Below are 15,041 nucleotides of genomic sequence, written 5' to 3'. Positions count from 1 at the left end.
ACCATAGCGGGATGACGGGATCAGGCGCGCTTCGCCAGTTCTTCCTTGTGTTTCTTCTCGTTGATCATGGTCATAATCAACAGCAATACTGCCAGTACGCTACCGCCGATCATTACCAGGAAACCGCCGTTCCAGCCGAAGAAATCGACGGTATAGCCGACGATGGCGCTTGCTGCCACCGAACCGCCGAGGTAACCAAATAACCCGGTGAAGCCTGCGGCGGTACCGGCGGCTTTCTTCGGTGCCAGTTCCAGCGCGTGCAGGCCGATCAGCATCACCGGGCCGTAGATCAGGAAGCCGATGACGATCATGCAGATCATATCCAGAGTGGGGTTGCCTGCCGGGTTCAGCCAGTACACTACGGTGGCGATAGTCACCAGACTCATAAAGAACACGCCGGTAGCGCCGCGGTTGCCCTTGAACACTTTGTCAGACATCCAGCCGCACAGCAGCGTGCCTGGAATACCCGCATATTCGTACAGGAAGTAAGCTATCGACGACTTATCCAGTGCGAAGTGCTTCACTTCTTTAAGGTAGGTCGGCGACCAGTCGAGAATACCGTAGCGCAGCAGGTAGACGAACACGTTGGCAAAGGCGATGTACCACAACAGTTTGTTGGGGAACACATACTGCATGAGGATTTCTTTCGCCGTCAGTTCCTGTTCGTCTTTTTCGCTGTAATCCGTCGGATAATCGTTTTTGTATTCTTCGATGGGCGGCAGACCACAAGACTGTGGCGTGTCACGCATCATGGCGAAAGCGAACAGCGCCACCAAAATGGCGGCAATCGCCGGCATATAGAGTGCGGCTTTCCAGTCGTGGAACCAGGCCATCCCCAGCAGGAACAGCAGCGGCGGGATGCCACCGCCCACGTTGTGGGCGCAGTTCCAGATAGACACAACGCCGCCACGCTCTTTCTGCGACCACCAGTGCACCATGGTGCGGCCACACGGCGGCCAGCCCATGCCCTGAAACCAGCCACAAATGAACAGCAACACAAACATCACCATGATGCTGGACGTCGCCCACGGCACGAAGCCCATGAACAGCATGACTGCGGCTGCCAGAATCAGGCCGGCAGGCAGAAAGACACGCGGATTGGAACGGTCGGACACCGCACCCATAATGAATTTGGAAAACCCGTAAGCGATGGAAATGCCAGACAGTGCAAAGCCCAGATCGCCTTTGGAGAAGCCTTGTTCGACCAGATACGGCATCGCCAGTGCGAAGTTCTTTCTGACCAGATAGTAGGCGGCGTAGCCAAAAAAGATTCCCATAAATATCTGCCAGCGCAACCGACGGTAGAGTGGGTCTACCTGATGTTCCGCCACTCGTGGTCGATGTGCCGCAGGCTTGAAAATACTCAGCATAAATAAACAATCCCCGATAGTTATTTTCTATAACGCTCGCCAGCGTAGCGAATACGCGTTGTCTTCAGTGTGAGTCAATACGCAATTGTTACACTTTTATGACGGCTGGCGCTATTTTGGGCTTTAGGTAACACAAATGAAATAACCATTTTTCATTTTTGAGTGATTCGAATCACATATTCGGTGTTGTCTCGCGATTTAATTTTCGTTTTTTGAGTGTTTTTGTTCTTTATCAATCATTTTGACGGCGGTTTATGCCCCACTATATACAGGCATGATCCGGATTGAGGTAAAACGGAAATGGCGAACAACGGTTTGCGGCGAGAAACAGATGTAGTGATTATCGGCGGTGGCGCTACCGGCGCGGGAACTGCCCGCGATTGTGCGTTGCGCGGGTTGCGGTGCCTGTTGCTGGAACGGCACGACATTGCCACCGGGGCTACGGGTCGCAATCATGGATTGCTGCACAGCGGGGCGCGTTATGCGGTCACCGATGCGGAGTCTGCCCGTGAATGTATTGAAGAAAACCAGATTCTGCGACGCATCGCCCGTCACTGTATCGAGCCGACTGATGGCCTGTTTCTGACGTTGCCGCAGGATGATCTTGATTATCAAACCCGGTTTATTGCTGCCTGCCAGCAGGCGGGGATACGGGCGCAGGCTATCGATCCGCAGGAAGCGTTGCGACTGGAGCCAGCCGCTAATCCGGCACTGATTGGTGCAGTGCGCGTGCCGGATGGCACGGTAGACCCGTTCCGGTTGACCGCCGCCAATATGATCGATGCCTGTGAACATGGCGCGGAAGTCTTGACCTATCACGAGGTCATCGGATTGATCCGTCAGGGGGGGAGCGTTGTCGGTGTGCGCGTTTTCGACCACAAACGCCACCTGGCCAGCGAAATTTATGCGCAGGTAGTGGTTAATGCGGGTGGCATCTGGGGGCAGCGCATTGCCGAGTACGCCGACCTGAGTGTTCGCATGTTCCCCGCCAAAGGCGCATTGCTGATTCTGGGCCACCGCATCAATAACCGGGTGATTAACCGCTGTCGCCCACCGGCTGATGCCGACATTCTGGTGCCGGGTGATACCATTTCGCTGATAGGCACCACCTCGACCCGCATCGATTACGACCAGATAGACCACATGACGGTGACCCCGGAGGAAGTGGACACGCTGATCCGTGAAGGTAGCCTGCTGGCGCCGCAACTGGCGCAGACTCGCATTCTGCGCGCTTACGCCGGGGTGCGGCCACTGGTGGCGAATGATAACGACCCGTCCGGGCGCAGCGTCAGCCGCGGTATTGTGCTGTTGGACCATGCCAGCCGCGACGGGCTGGAAGGTTTCGTCACCATTACCGGCGGCAAGCTGATGACCTACAGGCTGATGGCGGAATGGGTCACCAACAAAGTGTGTGAAAAGCTCGGCCATCGGGCTGAATGCACCACCGCGTCACGCCCGTTGCCGGGTTCTGAACTCTCGGATGCAGACCAGCCGCAGGCTGCTTCGCCGTTATCTGCTCCATTGCGCGGTTCCGCCATTTATCGCCACGGACATCGTGCTGCGCCGCTGGTATCCGGCCAGCGGGTGGACAGCAGTCTGGTGTGCGAATGTGAAGCCGTGACGGCAGGCGAGGTGCGGTACGCGGTGGAGTCGTTGCAGGTTAACAACCTGACCGACCTGCGCCGCCGTACTCGCGTCGGCATGGGCACTTGTCAGGGGGAATTGTGTGCCTGCCGCGCCGCTGGCCTGTTGTGCCGACTGGGGCAATCCACGCCACAACAGGCGGTGTCGCAACTGAGTCAGTTTCTTAATGAGCGTTGGAAAGGTATGCGCCCCATCGCCTGGGGGAATACGTTGCGGGAAAGCGAATTTACCAGTTGGATTTATCAGGGCTTGTGCGGGCTGACCGACCGCCCGGAACAGGAGGGCGGCGATGCGTTATGACGTGGTGATCATTGGCGGTGGGCTGGCTGGGTTAGCCTGCGGCATTCGCCTGCAAGAACAGGGTAAACGCTGTGCCGTGGTCAGCGTCGGGCAAAGTGCGTTGACCTTTGCCTCCGGTGCGCTGGACTTACTGGCCGCACTGCCGGATGGTACAGCGGTCAGTCAACCGTTGACCGCGCTGGACGAACTGGCGGCACAGGCACCGCATCATCCTTACACTCTGATGGGTAAGGCGCGTGTCAGCCAACTGGTGGCGGACGCTGAAGCACTGCTGGCACGTTGCGGGTTGTGGCTGCGGGGAGAGAGCGGAAGTAACCATCAACGCCTGACTCCGTTAGGCAAGTGGCATCCGTGTTGGCTAAGCCCATCGGATAGCGTCACGCACGGCCTGTCAGGGACGCCAGCGTGGCGGCAACCGCTGGTTGCCGGCATCGAAGGATTTATGGATTTTCAGTCCCGACTGGTCGCCGGAGAATTACAGGCGCAGGGGATCGCCGCTCGCGCCGATGATGTGCGCTTACCGTTGCTGGATGCGCTGCGGCAAAATGCCAGCGAATTCCGTTCATTGGCTATCGCCCGGTTGCTGGATACCCCGGCAGGCATTGCAGCGCTGGCCGAAGAACTGATGACGCGGGCGAGCGGTAATGATGCGGTGATACTGCCTGCCTGCATGGGGCTGGAGGCGCAGGCACAACTGAATGCCGCGCTGGGTAAACCAGTCGGGTTGCTGGCGACGTTGCCGCCATCGCTGCCAGGAATGCGCCTGCATCAGGCCCTGTTGGGGCGTTTTCGCCAAATCGGCGGGACACTGATGCCGGGAGATAAAGTCTTGTCGGCGCAGTCGCATGAAACGGGCGTGACATTGTGCACCCGCAGTCACGGCGAGGTGCCGATGCGGGCTGACCATGTGGTATTGGCAAGCGGCAGCTTTTTCAGCAACGGTCTGGTGGCTGAACGTGATCGGGTAGTGGAGCCGGTGTTTGGGCTGGATGTCGATTTTCTACCGGTTCATGAGAACTGGAGCAAGCCCAACCTGTTTGCAGACCAGCCGTATTTGCAATTCGGGGTAGTAGCGGATGAGCAGTTGCACCCGGCTATCGGCGGCCATACTCAGCCCCGGTTGTATGCGATTGGCTCGGTATTGCGGGGGTATGACCCGTTACGACAGGGATGCGGCGGCGGGGTTTCGTTGCTGACCGCGCTATACGCTGCCGAGATGATCACAAGGGAGAACCGATGATGAGCCGGTCTGACACCAGTTTTGAGAATTGCATCAAGTGTACCGTCTGTACAACTGCCTGCCCGGTTGCGCGTGTCAATCCGCTCTATCCGGGGCCAAAACAGGCGGGGCCGGATGGCGAACGCCTGCGACGCAAAGACCCGGCACTATTTGATGAAGCGCTGAAGTATTGCACCAACTGCAAGCGCTGCGAGGTGGCGTGTCCATCGGATGTCAAAATTGGCGACATCATCCAGCGTGCCAAAGCCAGCCATAGCCAGCACCGTCCGACGCTGCGAGACGCTATCCTCAGCCATACTGACCTGATGGGTTCCGTCGCCACCCCATTTGCACCGCTGGTGAATACCCTCACCGGGTTGAAACCGATGCGTCAGTTACTGGACAAGGCGTTGAAAATCGATCACCGTCGCCAGTTGCCGCGTTATTCCCACGGCACGTTCCGCAACTGGTATCGCCAGCAGGCAGCGCATCAGTTGCAGTTTGCCGATCAGGTGGCCTATTTCCATGGTTGCTACGTCAACTACAACCACCCGCAACTAGGTCGTGATCTGATCCGCGTGTTTAACGCCATGGGTGTTGGGGTTCAGTTACTGACCAAAGAGAAGTGCTGCGGTGTGGCGCTTATCGCCAACCGTTTTCTCGATAAGGCACGTAAGCAGGCCAGTTTCAACCTGGCCTCGCTGGATGATGCGATTAACAGCCGTGGTCTGCCGGTTATTGCGACCTCGTCCAGTTGCACCTTTACGCTGCGCGATGAATATCCCCATCTGCTGGGGCTGGACAATCACCACGTGCGCGATGGCATTGAACTGGCGACCCGCCACCTTTATCGCTTGCTGGATCAAGGTCGAACATTGCCGTTGCAACCGTTGCCGCTGCGGGTGGTGTATCACACTCCCTGCCATCTGGAACGAATGGGGTGGACAGCGTATACCCTGGAATTACTGCGACGCATTCCGGGGCTGGAGTTGCAGGTACTGGATTCTCAGTGCTGCGGTATCGCCGGAACTTACGGTTTTAAAAAGGAAAACTATGACACCGCGCAGGGGATTGGCGCGCCGTTGTTCCGACAGATCGAAGCCAGTGGTGCTGATCTGGTGATTACCGATTGTGAGACCTGCAAATGGCAGATTGAAATGTCGACCAGTAAAGCCTGCGAACACCCCTTCAGCTTGCTGGCCAGAGCATTGCCCGCGTAAAGCGCTGCTCACGTAAAGTACTGCCCGCGTAAAGCACCCATGTTGAACCTCGCCTTCCCGGTTATTGGCTCCGGGAGGGCGCACCGCGCTATTTCCCTTCCTTTTTCAATGGTTAAACATCAACCACTTGATTCTGAAAAATAAATTTTTGGGATACTGGCAGGAATAACGGGCACGTCAGCCGGAGCAGGCTGCCCGGCGAACATTTTCTTTAAATTGAACAAAAAATCGCTTTACAGATGCAAATGATAATGATTATTATTGCCATGCGTTCCGGGAAAGCCTAATGAATCCATCTCTGTGACTCATCGCGGTTTTGCTGTGAAGGCACGACATTGCTCACATTGCTTCCAGTATTACTTAGCCAGCTCGGGTGCTGGCTTTTTTTTTATCCTGAATTTTTTGGAATCTGATTTCCAAATGTTGTTCCTGTTAACGCTGTTGCTACTATCCCTGGCCGCCACCCTGCGGGCTATCGCATTGCGATATCAAAAATTTCTCCCGGAAATTTTTTGAATAGAGCGGTGAGTTTTTTAGGCTTTCTTATTCCCGGCTGCTCGCTAGACTGAAAAAAACATTCGAGGAGCGCACCATGATTTATTTACGCAAAGCACAAGATCGCGGCCATGCTAACCACGGCTGGCTGGATAGCTGGCACACGTTTTCGTTTGCCGATTACTACGATCCGGATTTTATGGGGTTTTCCGCACTGCGGGTGATCAATGAAGACTATATCGAAGGTGGGCAGGGTTTTGGAACCCACCCTCACCGGGATATGGAAATTCTCACCTATGTGCTGGAAGGCACGGTGGAACATCAGGATAGCATGGGCAACAAAGAGCAGATCCCGGCGGGTGAGTTTCAGATAATGAGCGCCGGTACGGGAATTCGTCACTCGGAGTACAATGCCAGTCGGGACACGTTGCTGCATTTGTACCAGATTTGGGTAATCCCGGAAAAAACCGGCTTGACGCCGCGTTACGAACAACGTCGTTTTGACGAACCGCAGGGTCGCCAGCTGGTGCTGTCGCCGGATGCCCGCGACGGATCGCTGAAAGTGTTCCAGGACATGACGTTGTGGCGCTGGGCGCTGAAATCACAGGAAGAATCGGTCTACCAGACTGAGCCGGGCCGTTATCTGTGGATTCAGGTAGTGCGAGGCACGATAGAGATCAACGGTCAGCCGGCGAGTACCAGCGACGCGTTGGCTATCTGGGATGAGGCGTCCATCACCGTACGCGCCAGCGAAGACAGTGAAATCCTGCTGTTTGATTTGCCGCCGGTAAAGTGACCACGACATGCCAAAATCAAGTCGTTGGACAGCGCTTAGGTTATAATGGGCAGAATAAAGGCAGGCTAATGAGCCTGCCTTTCCGGTTTACATGATGTGTTTAGCTGCCTGTTAGCGACCTTCTCGCGGTCAGCCGGTAGCTTGTTGCAACATCAGCTATCAGGACTTCACGCTACGCACCAGCGTTTGCTTGCAAATATGTCCGAATGTGAGGAACTTATAATTATCGCCTCCCACGCCTACATCCGTTTGCGTTGGGATTCTAATTATCCATCCGCCAACATCAAAGGTTGAGTTCCAGGTATTGTAGTAACCTAGGCTGTAATCTCTGAATTCGGTTGAAAAATCACCATTACAGGCGTTTAACGCAATCGTGCCTGATGCGTTACCACTGGCGTCAGTGATGATAGAGTGAGCCATACTTTCATCAAATTTGATGTCGGTTTTGATATTCGTAGTTCGCTGATTGAGATAGAGAACTGCCTCTACATTTGGAATTCCCGCCCCGGTTGAATCAGTAAGACGCACATTCCAGTTAACGTTACGGTAGGCTTGTGTGATTAGGAAGCTATAGGCTGAGTCATTTACACCACCAGGTATATACAGAACATTATTTTCCCCTTTAACCGCATTGGTAAGCTTGGCAATTTTTGAACCGAAAGACAGCTGATAATATTGAGCTGGCGTCGGTAATTTTGCTGGATTAGGCGACACTTTTACCAGAATGATTTCATTCGGCTGTGACGGGGTGATGGTATGTTGCTCACCGGTATTACGCGTTACCCAGGTACTGCCTCCATCAGTCGAGTACGACAACAGCCAATAGCTGCTTGCAACGTTGTCTGCACCTGTCAGACGAAGCACAACCTGCTGACCATTGGTTGCAGTAAATGCGTAGTAATCCTTATCTAACTCATCGTCAGAGTTAGCTTGGATATTATACAAGCCATCAGGTAAAACGGTTGCCCACGATGGTGCATCATTGAGTTCGTATGGATCAATATTTGTATTAACGATGCTGCCGAAGGTAAATGCAGAACCATCCGTAACATTACCTTGTATATACCAATAGTAGTGGCCAGGCTTAAGCCGGTTGAGTGTGACTTCATCGTTGTTATCTGGATTATCAGAAGACGATACCAATGTCAGATTATTTTTTCCATCATCGCTCAACAACTCCAACAACACGTTTGTGCCTGCACTCTGGTTGATTACGTACGTTGTGGTTTTCGCATCTTGCGTGATTTCAAAATGGTAACAGGCGAATTGACCAGTTTGCAGGCCACTGAATGTATAAGATGCGTTTATTGACAGGGTCGGACACAATGGCGTAAATGTGCTGTCACTGGTGGCATCCAGGCTGCGTGATAAGGCGTTGGCCTGCTTTTTTTGCGTTGCCGCCTTTAGCACGGAGGCATTGGGTTTAATAATAATAACGCCGTCTTTTTCATTTTTGGTCAAGAGAGGCTTATTGGCTGCTATTTGACGCATTTTCTCCGGTGCATTAAATAAGTCTACAGGACCTTTGTTGGGCAGTTTTTCGATATCTTTAACCTTAACAGAAACACTGGTTTCAGCCATGGCTGAGCTGAGACTGAATGTTAACCCTGCTGCTATAAAACATAACCCAAGACGATAGAGCTTCATTTCTATAATTCCTTTTTCATAAATGACAGACATATAACTAAACGAAAGGTTGTGCTGTGCACATATTTCACTTTTTGTGAATCAGGGGGCTTTTCTACACAGGCATTATCGTAAAAATAGCTTTTTACGGATGTGGGTTAAACTGGTCGTATCGTATCAACCGCGCCTGGTGTGTTGCGTAACAATAGTCATTCCATCTGTTTTTTTGTTCTTTTTTTAGGGTATGTAGCTAACTAAAAATTCCATAAAAGTAAACTGACTGATCATTCAGTGACAGCGAGAAGAAATAATCAAACATGGCAAACCCTCTCACATTACTTTATGAGAGCCCATTTAATGTCAGTGTGATAATGAGTGGTTTGAATATGCATCAATGCATTTACACTTTTATTCCGTTCTCTTGTCGCCAACTACAGTATTCCCATTAAGCTACTTTTTTTGTAAGAAAAAGTAAAGTGTTGCTATGGCAGGTTTCTATAAAAATTCATCTAATTGCCTTATTACGACTACTCGTATCATCGGACTGATTTTTAGTTATTTTTTATTCAAACTGAATTGATAACTTGAAAAATGATATATATAAAATCATTAATTTAATAACATTATTATCATGATAATTATATGTTGTTGTATTTAGGTATTCAGTAAATATCGACATTTCGGGTGGTGGGGAAGGATAACAACGGATAACAAAGAGCAGATCCCTGCGGGTGAGTTTCAGATAATGAACGCCGGTACGGGAATTCGTCACTCCGAGTACAACGCCAGCCAGGACAAACTGCTGCATTTGTACCAGATTTGGGTGATCCCGGAAAAAACCGGCCTGACGCCGCGTTATGAGCAGCGCCGTTTCGATGCGCCGCAAGGCCGCCAACTGGTGCTGTCACCGGATGCCCGCGACGGATCGCTGAAAGTATTTCAGGACATGACGTTGTGGCGCTGGGCGCTGAAGGCGCAGGAAGCGTCGTCCTACCAGACTCAACAGGGCCGTGTGTTATGGATTCAGGTGGTACGAGGCACGATTGAGATCAACGGCCAGCAGGCGACCACCAGCGATGCGCTGGCTATCTGGGATGAAGATTCTATTACCGTGCGCGCCAGCGAAGACAGCGAAATCCTGCTGTTTGATTTGCCGCCGGTAAAGTAACAGTAACCGGCGTATGTCAGTAAAGGCGAGTCCACCGGGCTCGCCTTTACTTTTGATGGCAAGGCTTACGATGGCTGTGTTGTCGAAGTATCAGCTTCACTGCTGGTTGTCACCGGCGTCGACTGGATGGGAACGATTTCGATGGTGGTGCCCGGTGTATAGGCGTTGTCCGGTGTATAAACGACGCTGCCCGCCGTGGTCGTGACCGGATTATCGGTACTGGTTGCTTTTTTGAATAGGTCGGCGTAGGTCAAGGTGGGCTCGCCTTCTGAAATGGTCACCCGGGCAGACTGAGGCGGCTCGGTACCTGCTTTTTGTGCCTCAAGATGGGCCATCAGTCTACGCACGGTTTCCTCGCCGTCTTGTTGGTTATTCGTGCTGGCTGTTCTTGTACCTTCTACCCTGACATAGTTCATGCCCGTTTCTTCAGATTTGATGAACGTGACTTTCGGGTTTGATATTACCATTGAGGGGGTGGCGGCATATGCTCCAGTTTGAGAAATGCTAGTCATATTATTGTCTCCAGAGTGTTATTCATGCTGCCAGTGGCAGCCAGATTGAGATTGATCAGCCTCGATACCCGTCATACTTCACGTTATAGGTGTGTTGACGTTATGGCTGCGTTGGCCGTATTACTCGCCCTGCAAGGGCGCAACGCATTGCACGGTGCAACACGCGAGCGTGTTGTCCTGCAACTTGACTTATTGAGAGTATCTATTCAGGTTTATTCGCTTTCACTGAGGGAAAGCCAGGTTTCTGTATCCCGACATTTTTTATGGCATGTAATGATGGGTGCCATTCCGGCAATAATACAATAGTCGTATGTGAAACGGCTTATAATAAAAAATCATTTGTGACCATGTTACTTCATTAAAAATTAATTAATTTATTGGCGTGTCTATTTATTGAAAAATTAATTAATAATAAAGGAATAATATAACTAGGTTGGTTTCGGGATACCGTCATACAGTTGTTATCATCGGTGTTCAGATAGATATTCTGCTAACCATTTCTTTAGTACAATCGGCGTTTTGAGTCGCGGGGATGTCAACGGATGATAAAGAAAAAAAGACCGGTATTGCAGGATGTCGCCGACCGGGTTGGGGTGACCAAAATGACGGTCAGCCGCTATTTGCTCAACTGCGAGTCGGTATCCGCCGTGTTGTGCGTGTTGAGATGCAAGATTGCTGCAACGCACCGCGCTACTACCTGGTCCAGCGTGCCGTTGCTATCCACCGTGATGACATCAGTTTCCGTCTCATCCGGTTCTTCCAGCGCATCAAACTGGCTTTGCAGCAGCGCTGTCGGCATAAAATGGCCGGCACGCGCCTGATGGCGTTGCACAATCACCTCAAAACTGCCTTTCAGATAAAGAAATACCAGGCCGTCGTTGCCTTCGCGCAAGCGGTCACGGTAACGCTTTTTCAGGGCAGAGCAGACAATAATGCCGGTTTCGTTTTTATTCAGCAGGCTATAAGCGACATCGTTCAGGCGTTCCAGCCAGGGGGCGCGGTCATCGTCGTTGAGCGGCTGGCCGCCAGCCATTTTCTGAATATTGGCTCTTGGGTGCAGATCGTCGCCATCAATGAATCTGGCGTTAATCTCCCGTGCCAGTTGGGCACCTACGCTGGATTTACCGCTGCCGGAAACCCCCATCAAAATAATACGTTGTCCTGACATAATCGTCATCGCTCTATCCCAAACGGTCACTTAAATGCTGCGCACGTGTTCTGGACCCTAGCACGTTACCGGCATCATGATACCGGTAACATTGTGCATTGTGATGTATGTCACGCCGGGTAAGTATGACCTACAGCCATTACGGCGATTACTTCTGGTGGGGTTGTCAGCGCCGGGCGTCAGTACGCATTGATGATTGACGGGATATATCCGTTCTCTGCGTTCTCAGGGAAACGGAGAGAACGGGGTGAGGTTACAGCTTCAGGTAGGCCCGAACGCCGTCCAGGAACATTTGGGTGGAGAGCATCACCAGCACCAACCCCATCAGCCGTTCCAGCGCGTTGACGCCTTTGTCGCCTAACAGCCTCAGGAACAGGTTTGACAACAACAGCACGACCACGGTGATGGCCCAGGCAATGAATAGCGCCAGCGTCAGATGCGGCAACTGGTTCGGGTACTGGTGGGAGAGCAGCATCAGCGCGGCCAGAATCGACGGTCCGGCCACCATCGGAATAGCCAACGGCACCAGAAACGGCTCATCACCGGCGGGCAAGCCGCTGGTAAAGCCTTCCTGTGTCGGGAAAATCATGCGGATGGCAATCAAAAACAACACGATACCGCCGGAAATAGACACGGTTTCTGTACGCAGATTCAGTATCGCCAGAATCTTCTCGCCCGCGAACAGGAACACCAGCATCACGCCCAGTGCGATGATCATCTCTCGAATCAGCACCACGCGTCGCCGTTTGGGATCAAGATGTTTTAGTACCGACATAAACACCGGCAGATTGCCGAGTGGGTCCATAATTAACAGCAACAGGACGGTTGCCGAGATCATTTCAGTCATGGTGGCGGTAAGCTCCTCTCATCCCAGCCTGTTGTCAGGCACATTAGGCGTGTTGCTGAAAACGCCTGAGTCATCGAATAAATTCACTTGCGACTTCTGATACATTTTGTAAGGTTGACAGACATCACTTAAAACTATGCTCCCTGCCTGAAACGGCAGTCGGATTGCTTTTTGTCACCCCAGGCAGGACGGTTACCATGAAAAATGTTGGTTTTATTGGCTGGCGCGGAATGGTCGGTTCGGTACTCATGCAGCGCATGGTGGAAGAACGCGATTTTGATTTAATCCGCCCGGTATTTTTTTCGACGTCGCAGCACGGCCAATCGGCGCCGGCGCTGGGCGGCCAGCAGGGTGTCCTGCAGGATGCCTATAATCTGGACGCGCTACGCGCGCTGGATATCATCATCACCTGTCAGGGCGGCGATTATACCAATGAAATCTACCCAAAGCTGCGTGAAAGTGGCTGGCAAGGGTACTGGATCGACGCAGCATCGTCTCTGCGAATGAAAGATGATGCGATTATTATTCTGGACCCAGTCAACCATAGCGTGATCAAGTCCGGTCTGGACAAAGGCATCAAAACCTTTGTGGGCGGTAACTGTACCGTCAGCCTGATGCTGATGTCGCTGGGCGGCCTGTTCGCCAACGACCTGGTAGAGTGGGCATCCGTTGCCACGTATCAGGCGGCGTCCGGCGCGGGCGCGCGTAATATGCGTGAACTGCTGATTCAGATGGGTCAGTTAAACGCAGAAGTCGCCGGCGAACTGAGCGACCCGGCTTCCGCCATTCTGGATATTGAACGCAAAGTGACGGCGCTGTCACGCGGCGGTCTGGACGTGGAAAACTTCGGCGTGCCGCTGGCCGGTAGCCTGATTCCGTGGATCGACAAACAACTGGAAAACGGCCAGAGCCGCGAAGAGTGGAAAGGTCAGGCAGAAACTAACAAGATCCTGAACACCGCCAGCACCATTCCGGTGGATGGTCTGTGCGTGCGTATCGGTGCGCTGCGTTGCCACAGCCAGGCTTTCACGCTCAAGTTGAAAAAAGATGTGTCGATTGCGGAAATCGAGCAGATGCTGTCAACCCACAATGACTGGGTGAAAGTGGTGCCGAATGACCGGGAAATCACCATGCGTGAACTCACCCCGGCGGCGGTAACCGGTACGTTGTCCACCCCGGTGGGCCGTCTGCGCAAACTGAATATGGGTCCACAGTACCTGTCTGCCTTCACTGTCGGCGACCAACTGCTGTGGGGCGCTGCTGAACCGTTGCGCCGTATGCTGCGCATCCTGCTGTAATTTCTGCTGCCTAAACGCGCCTTGCCGGGCGCGTTTTATTTTTCTTCACCCCTGTCTGGCAATCATCTGCTGTGCTGCTTGTCTCTCTTTGTCGTGTTAGGGATTTGCGTATCGTTTTGCGTTGAGTCACGATCATCATGACCAACCCCGGCATAATGGGGCGACCTGCGTGGCGCCACGCCGGAAGATTCTTTTCGCTTTTCTGTGAGGCTGACATGCAACGACTGACTATTTCTCTGGATGACTCACTGGCTGAAGCGCTGGATGCCCTGATGCTGCGCAAAGGCTATGCCAACCGTTCGGAGGCATTTCGTGACATGTTGCGGCGCGAACTGGGTGAAATGACGGCGGCGCAGGATAAAGACGTAGAGTGCGTGGCGGTGCTGAGCTATGTGTACGACCACCATGAACGCCAGTTGTCGAGCCGACTGGCGGGGATGCAGCATGAACACCATCACCTGACCGTCTCTACCATGCATACTCATCTCAGCCATGACGAGTGTGTGGAAACCGTGATTCTGCGTGGCCCGACCGAGCGTGTAGAACGGTTTGCCGCCTCAGTCATTGCCCAGACGGGTGTGCGCCATGGCCGGTTGAATCTGATTCCGATGGCGCAGGAGGCGAATGAAATATGACCGGCAGCGTACACACAAGCAGCAGAATGTGTGGACCCGGCTGACGCATAGGGTGAGATGCTAGCGGACCTGACGCGGGTCGTGCCGGGAAATTGCTGGGTCAGGATTCATCAACTGCATGAATTTAAATAATATAAAATATTTTCATGCTGTAATAATACATAGTGCTTGCTTTCAGGTCCGATGAATGCGTTAATAACCAAACGGTTTGTTAGTCAGACCTATTTATGCCAAGCATTTTACTAAAGTAGTCCTCAGTCCAAGCGTTATCCTCAGATATCACTTCCCCTGAATCTCTTTTTTTCTTGCTCATAAGTATTTCCTGCATTGCAGACCCCTGTTGCCCTCAAACGGGCTGGAAAAAAATTACGAGGTAATATGATGTCTAATAAAATGACTGGTTCAGTAAAATGGTTTAACGAATCTAAAGGTTTTGGCTTTATCAGCCCGGCTGATGGCAGCAAAGACGTATTCGTACATTTCTCTGCGATTCAGAGTGACAGCTTCAAAACGCTGTACGAAGGCCAGAAAGTGGAATTTGTTATCGGCAACGGTCCGAAAGGTCCTTCTGCTGAGAACGTAGTAGGGCTGTAATTTCACGGGTCATCCTCATCGACGATAGCGAAGATGGCGTTAGCCGGAGCAGTGACGTGATGTGATACCCTGATTTGCCTGAGAGCGGCTTCCCCAAAAGGGAAGCCGTTTTTTATTTCAGGTGTGTCGTTGTGGTAAGCGGGTTTCGC

12 protein-coding genes and 2 pseudogenes are annotated in these 15,041 nt (G+C 52.4%); 9 read left to right on the top strand and 5 right to left on the bottom strand.

Annotated features, from left to right (window positions below; translation table 11 throughout):
- Positions 1-20: 20 nt before the first annotated feature.
- Positions 21-1,370: a glycerol-3-phosphate transporter gene (glpT, locus tag Dpoa2040_RS15015; protein ID WP_168641773.1), complete on the bottom strand. Its 1,350-nt coding sequence runs from the start codon at positions 1,368-1,370 to the stop codon at positions 21-23.
- Between the two features lie 300 nt (positions 1,371-1,670).
- Between glpT and glpA the strand changes: the two genes are divergently transcribed.
- The 4 genes from glpA to Dpoa2040_RS14995 all read left to right on the top strand — a co-directional run bounded on the left by glpA (position 1,671) and on the right by Dpoa2040_RS14995 (position 7,044).
- Positions 1,671-3,314 (top strand): anaerobic glycerol-3-phosphate dehydrogenase subunit A, encoded by a 1,644-nt coding sequence (glpA, locus tag Dpoa2040_RS15010; protein WP_042873247.1) that lies wholly within the window; start codon positions 1,671-1,673, stop codon positions 3,312-3,314.
- Entirely contained in the window at positions 3,304-4,554 is a 1,251-nt protein-coding gene (gene glpB, locus Dpoa2040_RS15005) for a glycerol-3-phosphate dehydrogenase subunit GlpB (RefSeq protein WP_168641772.1), read from the top strand. Before glpA ends, glpB begins: the two co-directional genes overlap by 11 nt.
- Positions 4,551-5,753 (top strand): anaerobic glycerol-3-phosphate dehydrogenase subunit GlpC, encoded by a 1,203-nt coding sequence (gene glpC / locus Dpoa2040_RS15000; RefSeq protein WP_168641771.1) that lies wholly within the window; start codon positions 4,551-4,553, stop codon positions 5,751-5,753. The genes glpB and glpC overlap by 4 nt, the downstream gene beginning before the upstream one ends.
- A 592-nt stretch (positions 5,754-6,345) precedes the next feature.
- Positions 6,346-7,044, top strand: a complete 699-nt coding sequence (locus tag Dpoa2040_RS14995; protein ID WP_168641770.1) for a pirin family protein — start codon at positions 6,346-6,348, stop codon at positions 7,042-7,044.
- Positions 7,045-7,203: 159 nt separating this feature from the next.
- Here Dpoa2040_RS14995 and Dpoa2040_RS14990 read toward each other — a convergent pair whose 3' ends face one another.
- On the bottom strand, positions 7,204-8,691 hold the full coding sequence (locus tag Dpoa2040_RS14990) for a hypothetical protein (protein ID WP_168641769.1): 1,488 nt from the start codon (positions 8,689-8,691) through the stop codon (positions 7,204-7,206).
- A 688-nt stretch (positions 8,692-9,379) separates the two neighbouring features.
- On the opposite strand from Dpoa2040_RS14990, the pseudogene Dpoa2040_RS14985 reads away from it, so the two are divergent.
- Positions 9,380-9,838, top strand: a pseudogene (locus tag Dpoa2040_RS14985) (pirin family protein); the annotation flags it as partial.
- 65 nt (positions 9,839-9,903) lie between these two features.
- Here the strand turns inward: Dpoa2040_RS14985 and Dpoa2040_RS14980 are convergent.
- Positions 9,904-10,350 carry a mucin protein gene (locus Dpoa2040_RS14980; protein ID WP_168641768.1) on the bottom strand — a complete coding sequence of 149 codons (447 nt, stop codon included), beginning with the start codon at positions 10,348-10,350 and terminating at the stop codon, positions 9,904-9,906.
- A gap of 545 nt (positions 10,351-10,895) precedes the next feature.
- Between Dpoa2040_RS14980 and Dpoa2040_RS14975 the strand changes: the two are divergent.
- A pseudogene (locus Dpoa2040_RS14975) lies at positions 10,896-11,030 on the top strand (LacI family DNA-binding transcriptional regulator); the annotation flags it as partial.
- Here Dpoa2040_RS14975 and Dpoa2040_RS14970 read toward each other — a convergent pair.
- A complete protein-coding gene (locus Dpoa2040_RS14970; protein WP_168641767.1) occupies positions 10,967-11,518 on the bottom strand; it encodes a gluconokinase in 552 nt (183 codons plus the stop codon). The pseudogene Dpoa2040_RS14975 and the gene Dpoa2040_RS14970 sit on opposite strands and share 64 nt — an antisense overlap.
- Positions 11,519-11,771: 253 nt before the next feature.
- Entirely contained in the window at positions 11,772-12,365 is a 594-nt protein-coding gene (locus Dpoa2040_RS14965; protein ID WP_042873234.1) for a YhgN family NAAT transporter, read from the bottom strand.
- A gap of 197 nt (positions 12,366-12,562) precedes the next feature.
- Between Dpoa2040_RS14965 and asd the strand changes: the two genes are divergently transcribed.
- From asd to Dpoa2040_RS14950, 3 genes are all read left to right on the top strand, one after another.
- Positions 12,563-13,663 (top strand): aspartate-semialdehyde dehydrogenase, encoded by a 1,101-nt coding sequence (gene asd / locus Dpoa2040_RS14960; RefSeq protein ID WP_042873233.1) that lies wholly within the window; start codon positions 12,563-12,565, stop codon positions 13,661-13,663.
- A gap of 215 nt (positions 13,664-13,878) precedes the next feature.
- Positions 13,879-14,298: a nickel-responsive transcriptional regulator NikR gene (nikR, locus tag Dpoa2040_RS14955; protein WP_168641766.1), complete on the top strand. Its 420-nt coding sequence runs from the start codon at positions 13,879-13,881 to the stop codon at positions 14,296-14,298.
- A 381-nt stretch (positions 14,299-14,679) separates the two neighbouring features.
- Positions 14,680-14,892 carry a cold shock domain-containing protein gene (locus Dpoa2040_RS14950; protein ID WP_012768004.1) on the top strand — a complete coding sequence of 71 codons (213 nt, stop codon included), beginning with the start codon at positions 14,680-14,682 and terminating at the stop codon, positions 14,890-14,892.
- Positions 14,893-15,041: the final 149 nt, after the last annotated feature.

Origin of the sequence: Dickeya sp. CFBP 2040 (assembly GCF_012273755.1) — a bacterium.
GTDB classification, from domain to species: domain Bacteria; phylum Pseudomonadota; class Gammaproteobacteria; order Enterobacterales; family Enterobacteriaceae; genus Dickeya; species Dickeya poaceiphila.
Note: the sequence above shows the minus strand (reverse complement) of the source record. Positions and strands in the feature narration are given on the sequence as shown.

What these genes read in the sequence shown, in the direction of transcription:
- glpC (WP_168641771.1), top strand. Translation starts at nt 4,551, where the DNA reads ATGATGAGCCGGTCTGACACCAGTTTTGAGAATTGCATCAAGTGTACC.
- asd (WP_042873233.1), top strand. Translation starts at nt 12,563, where the DNA reads ATGAAAAATGTTGGTTTTATTGGCTGGCGCGGAATGGTCGGTTCGGTA.
- nikR (WP_168641766.1), top strand. Translation starts at nt 13,879, where the DNA reads ATGCAACGACTGACTATTTCTCTGGATGACTCACTGGCTGAAGCGCTG.
- Dpoa2040_RS14990 (WP_168641769.1), bottom strand. Translation starts at nt 8,691, where the DNA reads ATGAAGCTCTATCGTCTTGGGTTATGTTTTATAGCAGCAGGGTTAACA.
- glpA (WP_042873247.1), top strand. Translation starts at nt 1,671, where the DNA reads ATGGCGAACAACGGTTTGCGGCGAGAAACAGATGTAGTGATTATCGGC.
- Dpoa2040_RS14970 (WP_168641767.1), bottom strand. Translation starts at nt 11,518, where the DNA reads ATGTCAGGACAACGTATTATTTTGATGGGGGTTTCCGGCAGCGGTAAA.
- Dpoa2040_RS14995 (WP_168641770.1), top strand. Translation starts at nt 6,346, where the DNA reads ATGATTTATTTACGCAAAGCACAAGATCGCGGCCATGCTAACCACGGC.
- Dpoa2040_RS14965 (WP_042873234.1), bottom strand. Translation starts at nt 12,365, where the DNA reads ATGACTGAAATGATCTCGGCAACCGTCCTGTTGCTGTTAATTATGGAC.
- glpB (WP_168641772.1), top strand. Translation starts at nt 3,304, where the DNA reads ATGCGTTATGACGTGGTGATCATTGGCGGTGGGCTGGCTGGGTTAGCC.
- glpT (WP_168641773.1), bottom strand. Translation starts at nt 1,370, where the DNA reads ATGCTGAGTATTTTCAAGCCTGCGGCACATCGACCACGAGTGGCGGAA.
- Dpoa2040_RS14950 (WP_012768004.1), top strand. Translation starts at nt 14,680, where the DNA reads ATGTCTAATAAAATGACTGGTTCAGTAAAATGGTTTAACGAATCTAAA.
- Dpoa2040_RS14980 (WP_168641768.1), bottom strand. Translation starts at nt 10,350, where the DNA reads ATGACTAGCATTTCTCAAACTGGAGCATATGCCGCCACCCCCTCAATG.